The organism is Streptomyces sp. NPDC088124 (assembly GCF_040685895.1).
GTDB lineage: Bacteria > Actinomycetota > Actinomycetes > Streptomycetales > Streptomycetaceae > Streptomyces.
The window spans coordinates 20,641-35,273 of record NZ_JBFBJB010000006.1; the positions used below are offsets into that span (position 1 = coordinate 20,641).

Genomic DNA, 14,633 nt, shown 5'->3' on the forward strand with positions numbered 1-14,633 from the left:
TGGTCACACCGCCCTTTCCTGGCCGACGGCCTGCCGGGCGGCCGCGAGGCGGACCGCGTCCAGGATCTTCTCGTACCCCGTGCAGCGGCAGAGGTTGCCGGACAGGGCCTCGCGGATGTCCCCGTCGCTCGGGGAGGGGTGGCGCTCCAGCATCTCGTCGGCGGCGACCAGCAGCCCGGGGGTGCAGAAGCCGCACTGGACGGCACCCGCGTCGACGAACGCCCGCTGGATCGGGGCGAGTTCGTCGTCCTGGGTGCTCTCTTCCGCGGCGGTGGTCCCGTCGGTGGTGGTCCCGTCGCGCCCCGCGATCCCGGCGGCGGCCGCGCGCTTTCTGGCGTGGTCGGCCAGGCCCTCGACGGTGAGGATGTCCCGTCCTTCGGCCTGCCCGGCCGCGACCAGGCAGGCGCAGACCGGGACGCCGTCGAGCCGTACCGTACAGGAACCGCATTCGCCCTGCTCGCAGGCGTTCTTGGCGCCCGGCAGGCCCATCCGTTCGCGCAGCACGTAGAGCAGGCTCTCGCCCTCCCAGACGTCGTCGGCCTCCTGCTCGCGCCCGTTGACCGTGAAATGGACACGCATGGTTACGCAGCTCCTTCGAGTCCGCCGGGGCCGTGACCGGAGGCCCGGTACCGCTCCCAGGCCCAGCCGAGCTGACGGCGGGCCATGATGCCGACCGCGCGCCGCCGGTACGGGGCGGTGCCGCGGACGTCGTCGATGGGGTTGCAGGCGGCCGCGGCGAGGTCCGCGAACTGCCGCACGATCGACGGTGTGATGACCTTTCGGCTGTCCCAGAAGCCGCCCTCGTCGAGCGCCGCGTTCAGGAACAGCTCGGCGTCGCGCGCCCTGACGGGGGTGGGGGCGGCGGAGCCGATACCCGTGCCGACCGTACGGGTGCGGGGGTGCAGCGCGAGCCCGAAGGCGCAGACGGCGATGACCATCGCGTTGCGCGTGCCGACCTTCGAGTACTGCTGCGGGCCGTCCGCCTTCCTGATGTGGACGGCCCTGATGAGTTCGTCGGGCGCGAGCGCGTTGCGCTTCACACCGGTGTAGAACGCGTCGATCGGGATGCGCCGGGAGCCGCGTACGGACGCGACCTCCACCTCGGCGCCCGCGGCGAGCAGCGCCGGGTGCGCGTCGCCCGCCGGGGAGGCGGTGCCGAGGTTGCCGCCGACGCCGCCGCGGTTGCGGATCTGCGGGGAGGCGACGGTGCCCGAGGCGAGGGCGAGACCGGGCAGTTCGGCGCGCAGGTGCTCCATGATGTGGGTGTACGGGACGGACGCGCCCAGCGCGACCTCCGCCTCGCCGACCTCCCACTCGCCCAGTTCGCGGATGCGGTTGAGGTCCAGGAGCCGGTCCGGCCGGCGGTGGTCGAAGTTGATCTCGACCATGACGTCCGTGCCGCCCGCGATGGGCACGGCGGCGGGGTGCTCGGCCTTGGCGGCGAGCGCCTCCTCCCAGCTTCCGGGACGAAGGAAGTCCATGAGTGGCTCTCTTCTCGAAGCGGCTGGAGCTGCTGGAGCAGCTGGAGTGGCCGAAGCGGCTGGAGCTGCTGAAGTGGCTGAAGTGGCTGGAGCTGCTGGAGCGGTGTGTGGACCGCGGTCGGCCGCGGGGCGGCTGCCCACCAGTACACAAGCCGCCGACGCGCCCGGTGCAGTCACCGAAACCATGAAGGAGTTGGCTGGTCCGCCACTCAGTCTTGTAGATTCGAACGAATGATGGGGTTCCGGTAACCGAGAGGTCTTCCCATCGCAACGTAAGGCACTTCCGGTGGGGTGGCAGCTCCGCGCGAGCGGCCCCCGGACAGCGGACGAGGAAAGAGATCGGCGGCGACACGATGCGGCTGCGCGCACTGCTGGAGACCGACGCGCTGGGGCTGCGGCTGCTCGGCGGCGAGGAGGAGCTGGACCGGACCGTGCGCGGGGTGATGACGACCGACCTGCGGGACCCGAGCCGCTATCTCTCGGGCGGCGAGCTGGTCCTCAGCGGCCTCGCCTGGCGCCGGGGGGCCGAGGACTCGGAACCGTTCGTACGGATCCTCGCGGGCGCCGGGGTCGCCGGGCTCGCGGCGGGCGAGGCGGAGCTGGGCGACATCCCCGCCGACCTGGTCGCGGCGTGCGCCCGCCACCGGCTGCCGCTCTTCGCGGTGCACGAGAAGGTCGCGTTCGCCACGATCACCGAGCACGTGGTCCGCCAGGTCTCCGGGGTGCGCGCCGGGGATCTGGCGGCCGTGGTCGACCGGCACCGCCGACTGATGACCTCGGGTCCGGCGGGCGGCGGCCCCGAGGGGATACTCGACCTCCTCGGCTCCGATCTCGATCTGCGGGCCTGGGTGCTCTCCCCCACCGGGCGGCAGATCGCGGGGTCCGGCGCGCCGCTGCCCGCGGCGCGGGCCGCCGCGCTCGCGGGCGACCACCTCTCCGCCGCGCGCGCGGGCCTGCGGAGCCCGTACCGTACGGCCGTCGACGGCACCGTGTACTCCCTCTTCCCGGTCCGTGCGCAGGGCGGCGACGCGGCCGGGGCGCGCGGGGCGGCGCTGGCCGACTGGCTGCTGGCGGTCGAGGCGGACGCGGGCGACTGGCCGGAGGAGCGGCTCGACCTGCTCCAGGGCGTCACCCAGCTCATCGCGGTGGAGCGGGACCGGCGGGACGCGGCCCGTACGGTACGGCGCCGGCTCGCCCAGGAGGTGCTGGAGCTGGTCCAGGCGGGCGCGGCCCCCGCGGAGACGGCCGCCCGGCTGCGGGTGGCGGCCCCGGTCCTGCTGCCGGGACTCAGCGGGGCCGTGCCGCACTGGCAGGTCGTGGTGGCACGGATCGAGTGGGCGGAGCCGGAGGCCACCGGAGGGGGCGGCGACGGCGCCCCGGTGGTGCGGGCGCTGCTGGAGGAGATCCTGGTGGGGGCGGCGGGACCGGCGGGACCGGCAGGGGGCGACTCGGGGGACCGTATCGCGGTAGCCCACATGGGTGATGAGGCGATCGCGCTGGTACCGCTGACGGCGGCGGAGGAGGGCCCGGGGACACCGGCGCCGGACACCGTCCGGCCGACGGCGGCACCGGGGGCGGTTCCGGCCACTTCGGCACCGGCGCCGGGGGCCGCTCGGCCACCGGTGTCAGGGGCGGCCTCGGCGCGGGAATCCGGGGCGGCCTCGGCGCGGGTGGCGGATGCGGCGGGCGGTACGGGGCCGGCGGATCCCGGGCTGCACGCGGACGCGCTGCTGGCCGCCGTACGGGCGCCGCTCGCCGCGGGGCTCGGGGACGGCGGCCGGCTGACGCTCGGTGTGAGCGCCGCGGTGCACTCCGCCGAGGGGCTCAGGGGCGCCCTGGAGGAGGCCCGGCACGCCCGCCGTGTGGCGGCGGCCCGGCCGGGCCGCGTCTGCGCGGCGGGCCACCACGAACTGGCCTCGCACGTCCTGCTGCTGCCGTTCGTCCCCGACGACGTACGCCGGGCGTTCACGGCGCGGCTGCTGGACCCGCTGCGCGACTACGACCGCCGCCACCGGGCCGAACTGATCGCCACGCTGGAGGCGTTCCTCGACTGCGACGGCTCCTGGACCCGCTGCGCGGCGCGGCTGCATCTGCATGTGAACACGCTGCGGTACCGGGTGGGCCGGATCGAACAGCTGACGGGGCGCGACCTGTCGCGGCTGGAAGACAAGTTGGACTTCTTCCTGGCACTGCGCATGAGTTAGGGCGTCTCGCTCGGGCCGGGCCCCGCCGCCGGGACTCCGTCAGGACCTGCGGAAGCTGTCGACCGGGCCGCCGAAGCCGCCTTCGGGGCCGGCCCAGTCGATCGCCAGGGCGTCCTCGCCCTTCATCTTGACGGTGCCCGCGCCCCGCCCTCCGTCCGTGCCGTCCGCGCACGAAAGGGTCAGGGAGGGCGCGTCCGCCCCGCCCTTCCCGGCGGTGTCCAGGGTGCCGGTGCAGTCGAGCTTCGGGCCCTTGGCCGTGACCTTGCCGTCCGCGACGGTCAGGGTCTCCAGGGCGTCGTCGGACGTCGCGTCCACGATCGACTTCCAGGACCCGGCGGCACGGTCGGTGAGCGTGCCCCCGGCGGGGGTCTCGGGGATCGGCGCCGCCTCCCCCGCCCCGGTGTCCGACCCGGCGCCCGTGCCACTGCTCGCCGCGCTCGCCTTCGGGTCCGCCGGGTCGCCGTCGCCGCTTCCACAGCCGACGAGCACCAGTCCCGCGACGATCGTGACCACCGGGGCGACCGTCATGTGTACCGCCTTGCGCACTTCTCTCCCCCTCCGTTGACTGACAGGACCCACAAGCTAACAGCCGCTGGTCAGACGCCTTTTGCGGGCGGCGATCAGCACACGACCGCCATACCTCCACCACGCGTCGGCCACGTCCGCGCCCGGCGGACCGACCCACGGACCACTTCGCGGACCATCCTGCGGGGCGCCCCTCGGAGCGCCGCGTGCGCTGTCGCGTCCCGTTGACCGCCGTCACCCGAACCGGCCACGGGGAGTTCGGCTGCCGGATCCCGCGGAAGCCGCGCCGGGCCGCGGCGGGCGGTGACCGGCTGCCGCCACCCGGCCTCGTCCCGGGGTGGGGCGATCACCCCAGGTGGCAGGGGTGACGGCCGGCGGTCCCGCCCCGTACGGCCGGATCGGGACCACGGTGGGCACCCGGGCCGCGCGCCCCCGGTACCACCCCCGGCGCCCAAGTGATTGTGAATTTTTTCACCTGACCTATTGGCCCGGCGTGCTGATCCATGCTGAGATGCGTCCACACTCAACAGCACAATGGCGCGCTTGGGGAGGGCAATGTGGCGTATACCGCCATGTCCGGTTCCGGAACCACCGCTGGTGACGACCCGCTCCAGACCGCGGTATGGCGGCTGCGCTCACGCGGCTGCTGGACCGACGCGGCCGCATTGCTGGCGCCGCACGCCAACTCCCCCGACCCGGCGCTCCAACGGGCCTCGCTGCTCGTGGAGCGCTGCCTGTTCACCGGCGACGGCTGGCCGGAGGCCGAGGACGCGCTGCGCTCGGCGGAGGCCGCGGCCCGCGAGGACCGCGAGCGGGGCGCCGCGGCGTGCGAACGGGGGCATCTCGCCTACGCCTCGACCGTCCTCGGCGTCCGGGACCGCGCGGACGAGGCGCGCTCGGCCCTGGGGCGGGCCGCGGCGCTGCTGGACCCGACCGCGCCGGGCCGCGCCCTGCTCGACTTCCGGCGCGGGCTGGTCGCCGAACACCTCTCGGACTCCCCCCAGTCGGCCCGCGCCGCGTACCGCAGGGCGCACGCCGCGGCGACGGCGCACGGCCACACACTGCTGCTCTCCTTCACGTGGCGCCATCTCGCCGGACTGGCTCTGAGGGAAGGCGAGTTGGCCGAGGCGCGACACGGTTTCGGCGAATCCCTCCGGATCCGGGAGGAGTTGGGCTACCTGGTCGGTACGGCCCCGGCCCTGGCGGCGCTGGCCGACGCGGAACCCGAGCCGGAGGCCTCCCGCCTGCGCGCCGAGGCGGCCCGGCTCTTCCGCCTCCTGGGCGGCGTGCCCACCTGGCTCGCGGAGCAGCTCACGCCGTCGCCCCCGGCGCCGGTGGCCTGACGGGGCCGGGGACCTGACCGGGCCGGGGACATGACGGGGCCAGGGGGCCGGCTAGGGCGTGTCTGACAAAGGATCTCGGGTGGGTTCTCGGTGCCAGAGGATGAGTGCGGCGAGGTGGACTCCGGCCCGGTAGCGGTCGGCGAGTTTGTCGAAGCGGGTGGCGATCTCCCGGAACTGCTTGAGACGGCCGAAACAGCGTTCGACGACGTTCCGGGCTTTGTAGAGTTCGCGGTCGAAAGTCGGCGGTCTGCCGTCGGCCCGGCCGCGCCGGCGGTCTGCCGTCGGCCCGGCCGCGCCGCAGACGGTTGGCCTTCTGGTCGGCACGCTCGGGGATTACGGTCCGGACGCCCCGCCCGCGTAGGCCCTGGCGGATCGCCCGCGACGAGTACGCCTTGTCAGCCAGGACCGCGTCAGGTCTGCAGCGGGGACGGCCCGCACCGGTCCGGGGCACTTTCAGGCCGCCCATGACGGTGTCGAAGACCGTGGAGTCGTTGACGTTGCCCGGCGTGACGACGACGGTCAAGGGCAGGCCCCGGCCGTCGCAGGCAAGATGAACCTTGGTGATCAGCCCACCGCGGGACCGGCCCAGCGCCTGGCGAGCCGCCGAGCGTGCCGGATCTTCCGATTCGTCCCCCGTATCTGCCCCCTTTTGCGAGCACCGGTGGCGTGCTGGTGAGCCCGGATGACCGTGGAATCGACCGAAACAGTCCACTCCACAGCCCCGACGGAGTCGTCACGGACCTGGGCATGCTCCAGCAGCCGGGCCCACGTGCCGTCCGTCTCCCAGCGAGCGAACCTCTCATAGACCGTCTGCCACGGCCCGTAACGCTCCGGCAGATCACGCCACGGAGTACCCGTACGCAACCGCCACAACACCCCATTGATCACCTGCCGATGATCCCGTCACGGCCGCCCTCGACCGTCAACACCAGGCAACAGGAGCGCTATCCGCTTCCACGCCGCATCCGTCAGCTCACCACGACCCACCACAGGATCAATTATCAGACAGAACGTCAGCGGCGCTCGTGAACGCCCCGATTCAGGCTTGCTGCGCGATGTCCTCGGCCAGCTCGGTGAGGGTTCGCTCCGCCAGCGATCGCGCCTCGGGCGTGCTGTCGGTCCCGGCGAGGGTGATTGCCGCCTTCCACGCCGCCCAACCCTGAGCGCGGTGCCAGGTGTCCTGGTCCAGACCGGCTGCGCGGGCGAACAGCGGACGCGTCTCGCGGTCGAACATCGTCCACGCGGCCACCAGGTCGCAGGCGGGGTCCCCGACGGCGGAGCAACCGAAGTCGATGACCGACGAGAGCCGCCCCTCGCTCAGCAGCAGGTTTCCGGGCGCGATGTCGCCGTGCAACCACACCGGTGCCCCGTGCCACGAAGACTCCGTGGCACGGCGGACGCACCGCTCGCCCATCTCCCGCACCTCGGGCGCGAGCCCCGCGAGAGCCAGGACGGCCTCGTCGGCGTAGACGGTGAATTCGGCGCCACGCAAGCAGTTGTGCGCCCCTGGCAGCGGGGCGTCCTGCGTCGGTACGGCACGCAGGGCCGTCAGGAACTCACCCAGGCCCACCGCGACAGCGGCCAGATCGGCTTCCCCGGCACCGGCGCGGTTCAGCGTCCGCCCGGGGTACCAGGCGTACACCGACCACGGACCGTCGAACAGCGGGCTTGGCACGCCCTTGGCGACAGGCTTCGGAATCGGCAGGGGCAGCACCCCGGCGAGCGCCGGCAGCCAGCGGTGCTCCTTCTCGACCTGGGCGTCGTAACCCCGCGCGCTGGGAATCCGGACCGCAAGGTCGGAGCCAAGGCGGAACGTTCGGTTGTCCCAGCCCTGTGGCTCGACCGGGCAAAGCGGCAGCTCAGCCCACCGGGGGAACTGCTCGCGCACGAGCCGGCGTGCGAGGTCCAGGTCGGGAACCGGCCGCTCGACGGTGGGCACGGAACTGTCCTGGCTGACGCTCATAGCGGGATCTCCTGCGGGGGTGTCGGTCACGGTCGGTCAGCGGCCCGGGACCGCTCCGGCCGGCCGGGCGAAGCGGGGGGACTTCGGCGGACGGGCCCCCGCCTCACCGTAGCGGCCGAAGCCGGGGACGAGCAGTGTAAGGGATCCGGTGAGCAGGAACACCACAGCGCCCTGCCCGGCCACAACCCCTACCCCGAAAAGCGCCGGAGCGGGCACAGCCCCCTGCCCAGAACCACCGGCCAGCGTCAGGACGGCAAGGCAATTGGACCGAGCACGCATACGCTCGGCGATCTATTTGTCAGACAGGCCCTAGCGCGACGCGTCCCCGTGCCATGAGCCCCACAGCTTCGCGTACGCGCCGCCCCCGGCCACCAGCGCGTCATGCGTGCCCAGTTCGGTGAGCCGGCCGTCGTCCATCACGGCCACCCGGTCCGCGTCGCGCGCCGTCTGGAGCCGGTGGGCGATGGCGATGACCGTACGGCCGTCGAGGACCGCCGCCAGCGCCCGTTCCGCGTGGCGCGCGGTCGCCGGGTCGAGCAGGGCGGTCGCCTCGTCGAGGATCAGCGTGTGCGGGTCGGCCAATACCACGCGCGCCAGGGCAAGTTGCTGCGAGCGGGCGCCGTCCAGTTCGACCCCGCCCGCGCCCAGCACGGTGTCGAGGCCGTCCGGCAGTTCGTCGGCCCAGTCCGCGCCGACGGTGGCGAGCGCCGCCCGCAGCTCCGTGTCCGTGGCGCCGGGCGCGGCGATCAGGAGGTTGTCCCGGACGCTGTCGAGGAAGACGTGGTGCTCCTGGGTGACCAGGACCACCTGGCGGCGCAGGTCCTCGGGGTCGAGCGCGGCGATCGGCACCCGTCCCACCGTGACCGAGCCCTCCCCCGGCTTCTCGATTCCCGCCAGCAGCCTGCCGAGCGTGGACTTCCCGGCGCCGGACGGCCCGACGACGGCGAGCCGTTCACCGGGCCGTACGGTCAGATCGACTCCGCGCAGCACGTCGCGCCCGCCGTCGTACGCGTACCGCACACCCGTGACCTCGATCCGGTCGCCGTCCGGAACGAGGCGCCGCCGATCCGGGCTCCCGGGCCGGTGGCCGCCCGGTGTCTCCCCCAGCCCTTCGACCCTGGCGAACGACGCCCCGCTGCTCTGCACCTGCTCCACCCACCGCAGGATCTCGTCGAGCGGCTGGTCGAGCTGGCGCATGTACAGCGCGCAGGCGACGACGGCCCCGAGGCTCACCAGGCCCTGGTCGTGCAGCGCGCCTCCGGCCAGCAGGACGACCACGACCGGGACGATGTACGAGGCGTCGACCATGGGGAAGAGGACGCTGCGCAGGAACAGGGTCCTGGTACGGGTGCGTTCGCACCGCTTCACCGCCTCCTCGCAGGCGTCGAGGCGGCGCTGCTGGAGCCCGAAGGCCTCGACGGTGCGCGCGCCCGCCGCCGTCGCCGAAAGGATCTCCGCCAGCGCCGAGTTGGCCTCGCCCTCCGCCAGATACGCGGTGTGCGCCCGGCGCAGGTACCAGCGGGTGGCGAACCAGATGCCGATCAGGCCGATCAGCCCGCAGGCGCCGAGCGGCGGAGCGAGGACGACGACCGCGCCCAGGATGAACAGCACCTGGATCCCGGCGATGAAGACGTCCGGGCCCGCGTCGCGCAGTGTGGTGCCGACGGCGGTGACATCGGTGGTGCCGCGCGCCGTCAGATCGCCGGCGCCGGCCCGCTCCACCACCGGGGCGGGCAGCCCGAGGGCCCGGTCGACGAACTGTTCGCGGATCCGGGCCGAGGTCCGTTCGCCGAAGCGGTGTCCGACGTAGCGGGCGTACCGGGTCAGCAGGAGCTGGGCGAGCGCGCACACCAGGATGATCAGCGCGTACCGGTCGACGGCGGACACGCCGCCACCGTCCCGGACGGTGTTGACGATACGGCCGAGCAGCCAGGGGCCGGCGAGACCGGCCACCGCCGCGAGGGCGTTGAGGCCGATCGCGGCGGCGAAGGCACGTCCGTCCTGGCGCACCAGCGCGAGCGCGGCGCGGCGCACCCGCGAGGGATCGGCCACGGGCAGTCCGGCCGGCGCCCTCCGGGCGCTCTCCGTGTTCTCCTCGCCCGCGGTCATCGCACGGCCTCCTCGTACCGGTCCGGTTCGTCGTCCTCCGTACCGCGTGCCACGAGGGCGCGGTAGCCCGCCTGTGCCGCGAGCAGTTCCCGGTGGGTGCCGACCGCCTCCGTACGGCCGTCGACCAGGTAGTGGACCCTGTCCGCGTGTTCCAGCATCAGCGGGGAGGTGGTGGTGACGAGGGTGGTGCGGCCCGCCCGGGCGGCGCGCAGCCCGGCGGCGAGCGCGGCTTCCGTGTGGGCGTCGACGGCCGAGGTGGGTTCGACGGCGATCAGGACCTCGGGGTCGGCGAGCAATGCCCTTGCCAGCCGCACCCGTTGGCGCTGACCGCCGGAGAGGTTACGGCCCTGGCCGAGGAGGTCGGAGTCGAGGCCGTCCGGCAGGCCGAGGACGATGTCCTGGGCCGCGGCGGCGGCGATCGCCGCTTCGACGGCCTCGTCCTCGCGGCGCCGGCGGCCCTCGACGGTGTCGCGGAGGGTGCCCGCGAAGAGGTCGGCCTCGTTGTCGGCGACGAGGACGCGGTCGCGGACGTCGCGGAGGGGGATCGTGTCGAGCCGGGCCCCGCCCCAGGTCGCGGCCGAGGCGGTGAACCGGCCCAGCCGGTCGGCCACTTCCACGGCGTCCGAGGGGCGGGCGCCGACGAGCGCCGTGAGGCTCCCGGGCGCCACCTCGACGCCGGAGGCGGGATCGCGCAAGGGGGCGGGGGACACGGGCGCCCGCCCCGGCGCACCGCCGTCGCCGTCGCCGCCGTCGCGGTCGCCGTAGGCCGGATCCGCGCCGGCTCCGGAACACGCGTCCGCGTCGGCGTGTTCGGGCTCCAGCGCCAGGAACCGTACGACCCGCCGCGCGCAGACCAGGCCGCGGCTCACGTCGTAACCGCCCTCGATGAAGAACCAGACGGGGACGACGAGAACGGCCGTGTAGCCGTACACCGCGACGAGTTCGCCGAGGGAGATCTCTCCCCGGGCGGCCAGCCGCGCCGCCAGCCAGGTCACGACGGCCAGGAAGAGCGCGGGCAGGCCGACGCCGAACGCGGCGATCCAGCTGGTCACGGCCCCGACCCGGTAGCCCTCGTCCCTGAGGCGCCCGGAGTCGTGCCGGTAGCGCGCCGCGTACACGTCCTTTCCGCCGAGTCCGCCGAGCACGCGCAGCCCGCCGACGATGTCGACGAAGCGCGCGGCGAGGGCGCCCTGCCGCTCGCGGTACGCCGCCTCCCTGCCCTGCAACCGCCCCAGCAGCGGGCCGAGTACGACCGCGAGCAGCGGTACGCCGAGCAGCACGACGGCGGCGAGGACCGGCGACACGGACATCAGGAGCCCGGCGACCACGACATAGGCGAGGACCGCGCCGACGCCGGGGCCGGTGACGGTCAGGGCCTGGCTCATCGCGATGACGTCGGATATGCCGATGGTGACGACTTCTCCGGCCGTGATCCGGTGCGGCAGTGTGGCGCCGAGCGTGGTCGCCTGGCGGACCACGACACGTACGGTACGGAAGGTGGCGTCCATCCGGACCCGGGTCATGGTGCGGTGCCGCGCCAGGCCCACCAGCGCGTTGGCCACGCCGACCGCGAGCAGCGCCCCGCTCCAGCCCCACAGGGCCGGCCCGTCTCCCGGTGCGAGGCCGTCGTCGATCGCCCGGGACAGCAGGTACGGCGGGAGCGTGAGGCCGGCCATCCAGACGCTGCCCCACAGCGCGCCGGCCGCCGCCCGTCCCCGCTGACTGGTCACCAGCCACCACAGATAGCGCGCCGCGCTCCGCCTGTCCGGCGTGCCGGGATCCTTGTATGTGTCACCCATTCCCGCACCCTAACGAGACCGCCGCCAGGACTCCTCCGAATTGACGGCGGCACGGACCGGGACATCAACAGCACGGACGGACCGGGGCATTCACGGCGGCACGGACCGAGACACGGACGGGGCACGGACCGGTCGCGGGGCACCCACAGGCCCCCACACCTCTCCACACGATCGCTCACGGTCACGCACGTCCCCACACATCACCACGACCTCCCCACGACCTCGCCATCACCTCATCACGGGCGTGCCTCCGGCATGTGACAGCCCATGGAGCAAAAGGGAGGTTTACCCGCAAGGGCAGGCATCGACACGGGGCCGGGCGAGCCCCTGACCGGCACCCAACGATCACCAACGACCCCAAAAGGGAAACTCCACTGAATTACCGTCAGACGCCAGAAAGAGAACAGAACGACCTGGCCGGGGGCACATGCCGTGGTGATAAGATCGCCGAGCTTGCCAAGTGGCGCCAAACCCGCTATGGCATAGAAGGAAAGTCAGCGCATCGGCCCAGAAATCCGCCGTCCCGGGGAGAACTATGCCATTAGCCGGGCCTTTCAAGGCAGTCCGGCAGGCGAGCGTGCGCGGCCTATCCCGTATGTCTGTGATCGCGAGCCGTTCTCAACGCATTCTCCAGACATCCAGCACCCGGTGGCCTACTCGCCCGAAGAGAGCCTTATGACGCAATACCTCCAGGATCCAGCGCTTTGGGGTCTCATCGCTGGTACTCCTCTCGCCGCTACCGCGATCATTCGCGGTAGGAAGTCAATTGCCGAGCTGAGAAAGGAGAAACAAGAGCTCAAGGCGCATTACGCGAATCTTGAGGACCATTACGCCGAGGCCGTCGAAGAGGCCAAGGACAGGGCGGAAGAAGCCACCAAGACCGCGCTGAAGTCGGCGATGCGAACGCTTCAGGGTCTGGCGAGCGAGCAACAACTCGCCATCACCAAGCTTCAGGACAAGTATGGGGAACTCCAGATTCTCCAGGACCTCCTCGACATCGACCACATGAACTCGCAGTTCGCACGGCGTGCCCAGTCCATCGCCGTTCTCTGCGACGGCTGGCTGGGCCGGCAGCGCTCCGCCGCGTCGCTCTACGACGTGGTGCGCAGCGCCAAGGGCCGTATCCGCCACTTCACGCGTGTGGAAATCCGCGCCCAGAGTAATTTCGCGATCGTCAGCCGGGCGGTGGAGCCCGTCGCGCTCACGCTCGCCGAACTCCTCGACAACGCCACCAGTTACTCCGCGCCGGAAACGATCATCGAGATCAACATCCGGCCCGTGCCCAAGGGCGTCTGCATCATTGTCGACGACGCCGGTGTCGGCATGAACGAGGAGGAGAAGGCCAGGGCGGCGGGGCTCCTGTCGAGTGAGCGTTCGCCCGGCGTATCGGGTCTCGGCAATCCGCCGCAGTTCGGTTTCACCGTGATCGGTGTGCTGGCCGCGCGGTACGGCTTCACCGTGTCCGTGGATTCCACCTCTCCCTACGGCGGGGTGCGCGCGGTCGTGCTGCTGCCCGAGGAGCTGCTCACCGCCATGCCGGAGCCCGAGCCCAAGCCCGCTCACCAGCCCGAGCTCAAGCCCGCGCGCCGGTCCGAGCCCAAGGAGTTCCCCACTGTGGCCGCGTCCTCCCCGATGCCGCCCGAAGAGACTCCGGCGGCGCCCACGACCACCTTCGGGGGTCTCCCCAAACGCCGTCGCCGAGGCGCGATCTCGATCGTTCCGGCCGCCGAGACCACGGAGGCGCCGGCTCGTGACCACGAGCAGGCCGCTTCCGTGATGGGCGCGTTCCAGCGGGGAACGCAGTCCGGCCGCCGTTTCAACAACACAAGCAGTGAAGGGCATGAGAATCAGTGAATTACGATCTGTCATGGATGCTTGACAGTGCTCTGGAAGTGCCCGAAGCACGTCACGCGATTCTCGTCTCCGCCGACGGCCTCCTCATGGCCCGTTCCAAGGAGGTCGGCAAGGACCACGCCGACACCGTCGCCGCCGCGATGAGCGGAATGCAGTCGTTGAGCCGCACCCTGGCCGACTTCTGCGGCACCCCGCCGAACAACCGGGCCCATTGGCGGCAGACGGTGGTCGAATTCGACCACGGCTGGGCCTTCCTCATCTCGGCCGGCGAGGGCGCCTACCTCGGCGTATCGGCAACACCGGAGGTGGACATGGCCGAGATCACCTTCCGTATGCAGCAGCTCGTCGGCCAGCTCGGCAAGGCCTTGACCAGTCCCCCTCGCGAGATTGCTGACACGAAAGCATGACCACACCAGAAGAGCCGGATCAGGAACCAGTCGCCCCGCAATTAGTACGTCCGTATGTCATCACCAACGGCCGCAGTCTGCTCGATGACCACGAGTTTTCACTGATCACGCTGGTCACGACGGTTCAGGACACCCCCAGAGCGGGACATCTCGACCCTGAGAAGCGCGATCTTCTGGAGTTGTGCGCGGGCGGCCATCTCTCCGTCGCCGAAATAGTCGGACACACCCAGCTTCCGGTCGGGGTCGTGAAAATTCTGCTGTCCGATCTCACGCAGGAGGGGTACCTCGTCACCCGTGCCCCCATACCTCCCGCGAAGCTGGTCGAGCGGCACATACTTGAGGAGGTGCTGAATGGCCTTCAAGCCCGTTTTGGATGACGGCGTCTATCTGCGCGAGTCGGTACAGACCGCCGCGAAGATTCTTGTGGTCGGGCATTTCGCCGTCGGCAAGACGACATTCATCGGGACCATGTCCGAGATCCCTCCGCTGCGCACCGAAGAGGTGATGACGCAGGCGGGCGAGGGCATCGACGACCTCAAGGGCACCCCCGGCAAGACCACCACGACGGTGGCGATGGACTTCGGCCGCCTCACCCTCAGCGACCGGCTGGTCCTCTACCTGTTCGGCACGCCGGGCCAGCAGCGCTTCGTCCAGGTGTGGGAGGACATGACCCGGGGCGCCCTCGGGGCCCTGGTCCTGGTCGACCCGGAGCGTCTGGAGGAGTCCTTCCCCGTGATGGACCTCGTCGAGCACTACGGCATCCCCTACGCGATCGCCGTGAACCGATTCGACGACCGGCCGAACCACGGGGACCAGGAAATACGGGAAGCGCTCGACCTGCTCCCCGAGACGCCTCTCGTCAACTGCGACGCGCGGGACCAGCGTTCGTCGGCGAACGCCCTGATCTCCCTCGTCCGTTACCTTCAGTCACGCCTCAACTAGGAGCAC

The 14,633-nt window shown here is 72.0% G+C and carries 13 protein-coding genes and 1 pseudogene; 7 read left to right on the forward strand and 7 right to left on the reverse strand.

From position 1 onward, the window contains the following. Nucleotides 1-3: 3 nt before the first annotated feature. Complete coding sequence (locus tag AB0P17_RS06480; RefSeq protein ID WP_365808157.1) at nucleotides 4-579, reverse strand: (2Fe-2S)-binding protein; 576 nt, start codon at nucleotides 577-579, stop codon at nucleotides 4-6. 2 nt (nucleotides 580-581) lie between these two features. Continuing rightward, the gene (locus AB0P17_RS06485; RefSeq protein ID WP_365808158.1) at nucleotides 582-1,481 is read right to left on the reverse strand and encodes an FAD binding domain-containing protein; all 900 of its coding nucleotides are present in this window, start codon (nucleotides 1,479-1,481) and stop codon (nucleotides 582-584) included. A 2-nt stretch (nucleotides 1,482-1,483) separates the two neighbouring features. Here AB0P17_RS06485 and AB0P17_RS06490 point away from each other — a divergent pair, with 2 nt between their 5' ends. After that, the gene (locus tag AB0P17_RS06490; RefSeq protein ID WP_365808160.1) at nucleotides 1,484-1,669 is read left to right on the forward strand and encodes a hypothetical protein; all 186 of its coding nucleotides are present in this window, start codon (nucleotides 1,484-1,486) and stop codon (nucleotides 1,667-1,669) included. Between the two features lie 165 nt (nucleotides 1,670-1,834). Continuing rightward, on the forward strand, nucleotides 1,835-3,685 hold the full coding sequence (locus tag AB0P17_RS06495; RefSeq protein WP_365808162.1) for a PucR family transcriptional regulator ligand-binding domain-containing protein: 1,851 nt from the start codon (nucleotides 1,835-1,837) through the stop codon (nucleotides 3,683-3,685). 39 nt (nucleotides 3,686-3,724) lie between these two features. On the opposite strand, the gene AB0P17_RS06500 is transcribed toward AB0P17_RS06495, so the two are convergent. Next, nucleotides 3,725-4,213, reverse strand: coding sequence for a hypothetical protein (locus AB0P17_RS06500; RefSeq protein WP_365808164.1), 489 nt, complete (start codon nucleotides 4,211-4,213; stop codon nucleotides 3,725-3,727). A gap of 569 nt (nucleotides 4,214-4,782) precedes the next feature. Here AB0P17_RS06500 and AB0P17_RS06505 point away from each other — a divergent pair. After that, nucleotides 4,783-5,553 (forward strand): hypothetical protein, encoded by a 771-nt coding sequence (locus AB0P17_RS06505; RefSeq protein WP_365808166.1) that lies wholly within the window; start codon nucleotides 4,783-4,785, stop codon nucleotides 5,551-5,553. 51 nt (nucleotides 5,554-5,604) lie between these two features. Here AB0P17_RS06505 and AB0P17_RS06510 read toward each other — a convergent pair. The 4 genes and pseudogenes from AB0P17_RS06510 to AB0P17_RS06525 form a co-directional block, all read right to left on the reverse strand. Further along, a pseudogene (locus tag AB0P17_RS06510) lies at nucleotides 5,605-6,543 on the reverse strand (IS5 family transposase). A gap of 49 nt (nucleotides 6,544-6,592) precedes the next feature. Next, on the reverse strand, nucleotides 6,593-7,516 hold the full coding sequence (locus tag AB0P17_RS06515; protein WP_365808168.1) for an aminoglycoside phosphotransferase family protein: 924 nt from the start codon (nucleotides 7,514-7,516) through the stop codon (nucleotides 6,593-6,595). A gap of 309 nt (nucleotides 7,517-7,825) precedes the next feature. Beyond that, nucleotides 7,826-9,625, reverse strand: coding sequence for an ABC transporter ATP-binding protein (locus AB0P17_RS06520; RefSeq protein WP_365808170.1), 1,800 nt, complete (start codon nucleotides 9,623-9,625; stop codon nucleotides 7,826-7,828). Beyond that, nucleotides 9,622-11,424: an ABC transporter ATP-binding protein gene (locus tag AB0P17_RS06525; protein ID WP_365808171.1), complete on the reverse strand. Its 1,803-nt coding sequence runs from the start codon at nucleotides 11,422-11,424 to the stop codon at nucleotides 9,622-9,624. The genes AB0P17_RS06520 and AB0P17_RS06525 overlap by 4 nt, the downstream gene beginning before the upstream one ends. A gap of 675 nt (nucleotides 11,425-12,099) precedes the next feature. On the opposite strand from AB0P17_RS06525, the gene AB0P17_RS06530 reads away from it, so the two are divergent. The 4 genes from AB0P17_RS06530 to AB0P17_RS06545 are packed head-to-tail and all read left to right on the forward strand — an operon-like array spanning nucleotide 12,100 to nucleotide 14,627. Next, nucleotides 12,100-13,278: an ATP-binding protein gene (locus AB0P17_RS06530; RefSeq protein ID WP_365808173.1), complete on the forward strand. Its 1,179-nt coding sequence runs from the start codon at nucleotides 12,100-12,102 to the stop codon at nucleotides 13,276-13,278. Continuing rightward, nucleotides 13,275-13,685: a roadblock/LC7 domain-containing protein gene (locus AB0P17_RS06535; RefSeq protein WP_365808174.1), complete on the forward strand. Its 411-nt coding sequence runs from the start codon at nucleotides 13,275-13,277 to the stop codon at nucleotides 13,683-13,685. Before AB0P17_RS06530 ends, AB0P17_RS06535 begins: the two co-directional genes overlap by 4 nt. Beyond that, on the forward strand, nucleotides 13,682-14,062 hold the full coding sequence (locus AB0P17_RS06540; protein WP_365808176.1) for a DUF742 domain-containing protein: 381 nt from the start codon (nucleotides 13,682-13,684) through the stop codon (nucleotides 14,060-14,062). The genes AB0P17_RS06535 and AB0P17_RS06540 overlap by 4 nt, the downstream gene beginning before the upstream one ends. Then, on the forward strand, nucleotides 14,037-14,627 hold the full coding sequence (locus AB0P17_RS06545; RefSeq protein WP_365808178.1) for an ATP/GTP-binding protein: 591 nt from the start codon (nucleotides 14,037-14,039) through the stop codon (nucleotides 14,625-14,627). The genes AB0P17_RS06540 and AB0P17_RS06545 overlap by 26 nt, the downstream gene beginning before the upstream one ends. Nucleotides 14,628-14,633: the final 6 nt, after the last annotated feature.

Bases quoted from the DNA above. Each gene is read 5' to 3' on its own strand.
- AB0P17_RS06540 (WP_365808176.1), top strand. From the start codon at position 13,682: ATGACCACACCAGAAGAGCCGGATCAGGAACCAGTCGCCCCGCAATTA.
- AB0P17_RS06530 (WP_365808173.1), top strand. From the start codon at position 12,100: ATGACGCAATACCTCCAGGATCCAGCGCTTTGGGGTCTCATCGCTGGT.
- AB0P17_RS06545 (WP_365808178.1), top strand. From the start codon at position 14,037: ATGGCCTTCAAGCCCGTTTTGGATGACGGCGTCTATCTGCGCGAGTCG.
- AB0P17_RS06480 (WP_365808157.1), bottom strand. From the start codon at position 579: ATGCGTGTCCATTTCACGGTCAACGGGCGCGAGCAGGAGGCCGACGAC.
- AB0P17_RS06500 (WP_365808164.1), bottom strand. From the start codon at position 4,213: ATGACGGTCGCCCCGGTGGTCACGATCGTCGCGGGACTGGTGCTCGTC.
- AB0P17_RS06520 (WP_365808170.1), bottom strand. From the start codon at position 9,625: ATGACCGCGGGCGAGGAGAACACGGAGAGCGCCCGGAGGGCGCCGGCC.
- AB0P17_RS06525 (WP_365808171.1), bottom strand. From the start codon at position 11,424: ATGGGTGACACATACAAGGATCCCGGCACGCCGGACAGGCGGAGCGCG.
- AB0P17_RS06495 (WP_365808162.1), top strand. From the start codon at position 1,835: ATGCGGCTGCGCGCACTGCTGGAGACCGACGCGCTGGGGCTGCGGCTG.
- AB0P17_RS06485 (WP_365808158.1), bottom strand. From the start codon at position 1,481: ATGGACTTCCTTCGTCCCGGAAGCTGGGAGGAGGCGCTCGCCGCCAAG.
- AB0P17_RS06515 (WP_365808168.1), bottom strand. From the start codon at position 7,516: ATGAGCGTCAGCCAGGACAGTTCCGTGCCCACCGTCGAGCGGCCGGTT.
- AB0P17_RS06505 (WP_365808166.1), top strand. From the start codon at position 4,783: ATGTCCGGTTCCGGAACCACCGCTGGTGACGACCCGCTCCAGACCGCG.